Source organism: Ancylomarina euxina (assembly GCF_003863355.1).
Lineage (GTDB): Bacteria > Bacteroidota > Bacteroidia > Bacteroidales > Marinifilaceae > Ancylomarina > Ancylomarina euxinus.
This window is the reverse complement of the sequence record NZ_QQWG01000038.1, coordinates 1-6,337: the sequence shown is the minus strand read 5'-3', so window position 1 is coordinate 6,337 and position 6,337 is coordinate 1. Positions and strand designations below refer to the sequence as shown.

The following is a 6,337-nucleotide window of genomic DNA, read 5'->3' as shown; positions in this document are numbered from 1 at the left end:
TCGGTTCATATCCATTTACACCAACTAAGAGTACTTTAGCTATAATATCTACAACAATAGATATGTCTTCTTGGACATTTAGAGCTCTGGTTAAGCGTTCTGGATATGTAGATGATGAGAGTAAAGAAGTGAGTGTTATAGTACATAAACCAGCTACATTTGCTGATATTTCACCTATTGAGATTTGTAAAACGTCTGATGTAAGCTTTGAGAAGAAGAAGATAACAGGAACAGGAACATATAGTTACGAATGGAAAAAAGGGTCTACAGTTCAAACGGTTCAAACTTCAATTTTGAATTTAATTGCTGCTGACGATTCTGATGGAAATTATTCTGTTCAGGTTAGTGATGGTTTCTGTAACTATCCTGTTGACGATTTTAAAATCACACATTATGAAGATTTACAGATTAGCAAACTTGCGGATGTTGATGTTATTTGCTTAAATGACCCTAAAAACTTAGTCGCTGAAACGGATTATATTGATCCAGATATTACAGATCCTCTGACTTATCTTTGGAAAAAAGATAATATTGATCAAGCCGAAAAATCGAAAACTTTAAATATTTCAGGAACCCTTACTTCCCAAACTGGTCTTTACCAAGTTTTTGTTAATGATGGGTGTACGACGAAATCATTAGATTATGATATTACTGTTTTGGATGATATTTCCTTAACTACAAAATTACTTGCTACAATTGATTTATGTGAGAATGAAGATTTGAATTTATCAGTAGAAGGCCATGGTGTTGATTTATCTTATGCTTGGTATAAAACAACTAAGCCTACAGATATTTTATCATCAACAAATAAATTAAATATATCCAATTTAAAGCCAACTCATACTGGTGATTACGTTTGTAAATTGACGACTACCAGTGGATGTAGTACTGCAGATAAAGTATTTAAAGTGAATGTTCGAGAGCATTCAACAGTTTCAACATTAAAAGATGTTACTGTTTGTGAAGATGAACTATTTGCTGAATTTACAGTAATGGGAACAGCAGTTGATTCTCCATCCTATCAGTGGTATGATAGTAATGATATAGCGCTTACCAATACAGTTGATTTTTCAGGTGTATTAACATCAACATTGAAAATTGAGAATGTATTAACCAATGAAAACAAATCTTTTTATTGTGTAGTCAATGGTGATTATGATTGTAATCCTGCAAAATCCAATGCAGCAAGTTTATTTGTAAATCGCAATGTCATTATTTCCAAGTCACCATCTAGTCAAACTGTAGCTGAAATGGGAACGGCTAGTTTTACACTAGAAACTAGTGGATTAGGACTATATTCCTACCAATGGTTTAAAGATGGTGTAAGTATGGATGATACACCTTTATCAGCACAGTCTAAGATCCTTGAATTAACAAATGTGCCTTTATCAGCTACAGGTTCAGAGTATTACTGTGTTGTAAGCGGTGCATGTCTTTTAGGTACAAGCTCTAAGGCAGTTCTAACGGTATTAGGAGAAAATAGAATTGTGTCTAATCCAGACCACACAAAGGTATGTGAAGGAAGTGCTTATAGTTTTACAGTAGAATTTGATAATAGAAGTACAGCCTGTGAGTGGGTGTATAATGACGGATCAGGGGATAAATTGGCAAGTACGCTTTCTTCAAGCACTTCGGCTTTTATAGCAGGCACGACAACTTCTAGTACTTTAACCATAAATCCATCAGAGATTGAAATGAATGGATGGAGGTTTAAAGCGATAGTTAAGCGTATAGATTATACAGACAATGTTTCTAAATATGCAGAAGTAAAGATTTATACACCTGCAAACTTTAAAGATATTACTGGACATGAAATCTGTAAGAATACGGCGACTTCTTTTTCTATTGAAGATCTTAAAGGTACAGGTGACTTTACTTATCGTTGGATGAGTACAGAAAATACAGTTGATTTAGGAGATGATGTTGAATTAAGTACAACGGCTCATTTAAATATGGATGCTGTACAAGCTAAAGTTGGTGGATATTACTTAGAAGTTCGTGATGGAATTTGTCCGGTTGTAAAGGATGAATTTGAAATCTCATTCTATGATGATTTAGTTCTTAAAGATATCATTGACATTAATCCTGTTTGTGAGAAAATAGATAGTGATCTTAATGTTGAAATAGATAAGATGGACCCTGAATTAAGATCAACTCTTGCTTATACCTGGTCAAAAATGGGTGATGAACTTACGGGTGACACCCATGATAAGCTGTATAAAATAGCTAATCCTGATAAATCATACAGTGGTATATATACTGTAGGAGTTAGTGATAAATGTATGAGTGATAGTAAGAGTACCGACGTTTATATACTGGATGATATTACTAAGACGGGCATAGACTGGGTAGATCAAAAGCTTTGTGTTGGCGATGACTTATTACTTGAAGCTAAATTTTCTGGTGATAATCCAACTTATAAGTGGACCTTACCTATAACTAGTACAAGAACGAAGAGTATTGGATCAATCTTTAAGATTGATGAAGTAGCCTTAACAGATGCAGGAACTTATATCTGTGAAATTAAGGGTACTTGTGGTGATCTGGTTAGATACGAAGTTAATGTTGTTGTTAATAATGTTCCAGTTATTAATGAAGGCTTAGACGGTTTATATGAGCTTTGTGAGGGTGAAGCATTAACTCTGGGAGAAATTAAATATGAAGCGACGGTTGTTGATAATATTCATTGGATTTTAGCTGATGGCAGTGTTAAAGATGGCCTAGCACTAAACTCAATAGATCTAACATCTGTAGATATTGACAATAATGAAGGTAATTACCGTGTTGAAGTATCTAATGTTTGTGGTAGTGATTTCAGTTTAGGTTTTGTGGATGTTCATCCAATACCAACACTTGATCCTATTGATGATCAAATTGCCTGTCAAGGTGAAAATGTCATCTTTAGAGCAGAAACAACAGGAGAGAATTTACCTTATCGTTGGTTTGTAAATGGGAAACTAGAAGAAAAATATAATGATAAAGTTGAATTGGTGATACCAGATGTTCAACCGGAAGATGAGTATACTGCTAAAATATATAGTGTTGAATGCCGGATTAGTTCATGTGGTACCGATCTGAATGAATTTGCGGAAATTACTGTGAACCCTAATACCATTCTAAACTCTTCTCTTAAAGGTGAAGTTGTTTATGTCGGTAAAAATCATGTCTTTGATTTGGATATCACCGGTAGTAACTTGACTTTTGAGTGGCATCATATTAATACGGCAGGTGATGATAACCCAATAGTATCTGCAAATACGAAGACTCTTAATATAGATAATCTGAGTATGGCAGATGTTGGAGAGTATAACTGTACGATAACAGGTGACTGTGGTGTTCGTTTTACTTCGGGTTACCTAATGGTAAAAGATCCAATGAAGGTTGTTGATGGCTTGGGTGAAACTGATATTGAAAAGTGTTTTGGTGAGCCATTGAATTTGAATATTAGTGTTGTTGGTGAAGTGTTTTCAATTGATTGGTTTAAAGGAATTAAACCTTTAGGACATCATAAATTGAACTATTCAATTCCTGCATTAAATGTAGGTGATGCTGGAACTTACCGTTGTGTGATCAAAGGTGAAGAAGCTAATATCGAAGAAACAGTTAAGCTTATCGTTCATAAAACAACTGTTCTTAATTCATATTTAGAAGATAAAGAACTTTGCGAAAAAGAAAATTTATCATGGAACCCCGATGTTTTAGGTTCAGTATTAGTTTATGATTGGCAATTTGAAGGGGAAACCGTATCGAATGACCCAATATTTAGTATTACAAATCTTACATTGGGAGCTGCAGGTAATTATTCGGTTGATATTAGCGGTAAGTGTGGAAGTGTAAAAACTGAAGCAAACCTAAATGTTAAGAAGCTACCTGAGTTCATAAGTAAGAGCGATGATCTTGAGCGATGTGAAAATGATACTGAAGCTATATTCATTGTTGAGTTTATAGGAGACAATCTGGTTTATCAGTGGCGAAAAAATAATGTTGATATCATTGGTTCTAATAGTAAAGAATTGAGACTTGAGAATATAAGGACTAGTGATTCTGGAGCATATAAATGTGTTGTGAATTCTTCATGTGGTGTTGCAATAGAGAGCCCTGAAATGAAACTTATTGTTATTCCTCAACTTAAAATCTTGAGTGAGAGTCCAGGAATGGAAATTTGTGACGGTGAGAACGCTCAGTTTCTTGTTGAAGTTGAAGGAACCAATGAGGATTATCAATGGCAAAAGGATGGTGTTGATATTCCGGGAGAAAAAGCACCACAGCTAATGATCGATCCAGCGAATATTGCTAAAGAAGGTTACTATAACTGTGAAATTACCGACAAATGTACGAAGGGTGCTAAACGCTATTCTAATTCAAAGAAGTTAACCGTTAACGCTTTGCCTAATTCCAAGATTTTTGGTCGAATGACACTTTGCGTATTGGAAGATCGAGTGGCTTATAATACAACTTTACAACCAGATATCAATTATGGCTGGTTAGTTGATGGTGGAGAATTTACAACACCTTCAGAAGGATTAAGAACCAAGGTTACCTGGGGGGATGTTATTAAAGATGGCAAAGTAAAGTTGAAGATATTAAACGAAGCAACAGGCTGTTATTCTCAAGTCGATTCTTTGGTCACTCTTCGTCCTTTACCTGATGTGAAATTAACTGCTCTTGAAACCAGAGGAATTTGTCAACCGGAATTTGAATTATCAGGTGGTTTTCCAGCTGGAGGTATTTATTGGGTAAATGGTGTTTCTCAGAATACCTTTGATCCATCTCAGGGAAATGGTGAGTATCAAGTTCGATATTCATTTACCGATGACTTAGGTTGTTCAAATAGTACGGGTGAAATGATTATGAAGATCGATTCTTTACCGAAAGTTAAGCTTCTTGAAGATGTTGTAGTTGGATCTTGTGAAACTAGGATGTTGAGTGCTGAAACCGAAGAGAATAATATTAAATGGTCACCGAGTCGATATTTAGATGATCCAAATTCTGAAACGCCGATTTTCAAAGCTGGAGAATCAACACTTTATGTTGCAACGGTTGTTGATAAATTTGGTTGTTTGGGTAACGATATTGTAAATGTAACAGTTGCTCCACTACCAACCATTACAACGATAAACGATACGATTATTGGAGAATGTAAAGAGATCGAATTGACAACACATATTTCAGGGGATATTGAAGAAGTTAATTGGAACAATTCTAGCGACTTAGATAATACTAAGAATTCTAATCCGAAACTCATAAAACGTCATCTTGGAGTAAACAATTATCAAATCAATGTCACTGATAAGTATGGTTGTGTAGGATCAGCTTCAATAAAAGTCGAAGTGTTGCCGAACCCAGAAGTTGGAGAGAATCAATACCTGTGTGAAGGAGAAACAGTGCTGATTGATACGAAAGATCTTTCAAACCCTGTATGGAGTGACGGCTATACGGCTTGGGAAAGGACTATAGACAAGCCTGGAGAGTATGAATTAAGTGTTGAGCAGAATGATTGTAAGCTTGAACAAAAGATCGTGATGAACCCTTTACCAAAATTTGAATTGGATAACACGATTCAACCTGGTATAGTCATTTTTGAGGGTGAAACACTTACTCTTGATCCTGAACTAGACCCTGGCTTTGGTCCTTATATATACGATTGGAGTGATGGTAGTGTATTGCCACAATTAGAGGTTCGTGAATCTGGCACTTATAAGCTAAGTGTTGAAGACAATATTGGATGTATTGCTAAAGATACGGTTGTTGTTCAGGTCAAGCCTATTGGAATAGAATCGCCTAATGCATTTACCCCCTCATCAAATAATGAGAATGATCGTTTCTACTTAAAAGATATCAATGTAATTGATAAGTTCGAAATGTATATCTACAATAGATGGGGAGAGTTGATGTATCAGACTAATGAGCCCGGTTATGCTAATGGCTGGGATGGTACTTATAAAGGGGACGATTGTCCTGTAGGAGCTTATGTATGGGTTGTGATGTTGGATGGTGAAATGAAAGAAAAGGGGACTGTAATCTTGGTTCGCTAAATCTACTAAGCATATTTAATTGAAAGAGTTGTTCTAAATGGACAACTCTTTTTTTGGTATGTCGGGCATGGTGATATACTAGCAGGATGTAAGTTCCTGTGTACGCCGAGTTGATAGGAAGTACTAGCGATTGGCAAGGGTGTTGTAGGTGACTACAAATCTGAAGGAAGCCATTAGCAAAGTCGATGTTCTAACGAACAGAAATCTGATATAAGGCTCAAATGGGAAGGGTAACCGAGCCATAGATTGGGAACGCCCAAAATTCAACCGTAATCCCATAGGGTAAATCAGATAGGACACGA

1 protein-coding gene is annotated in these 6,337 nt (G+C 35.7%); it reads left to right on the top strand.

Annotated features, from left to right (window positions below; all coding sequences use genetic code 11):
* Positions 1-62 precede the first annotated feature (62 nt).
* Entirely contained in the window at positions 63-6,035 is a 5,973-nt protein-coding gene (locus DWB61_RS17305; RefSeq protein ID WP_158614460.1) for a T9SS type B sorting domain-containing protein, read from the top strand.
* The last annotated feature ends 302 nt before the right edge of the window (positions 6,036-6,337 follow it).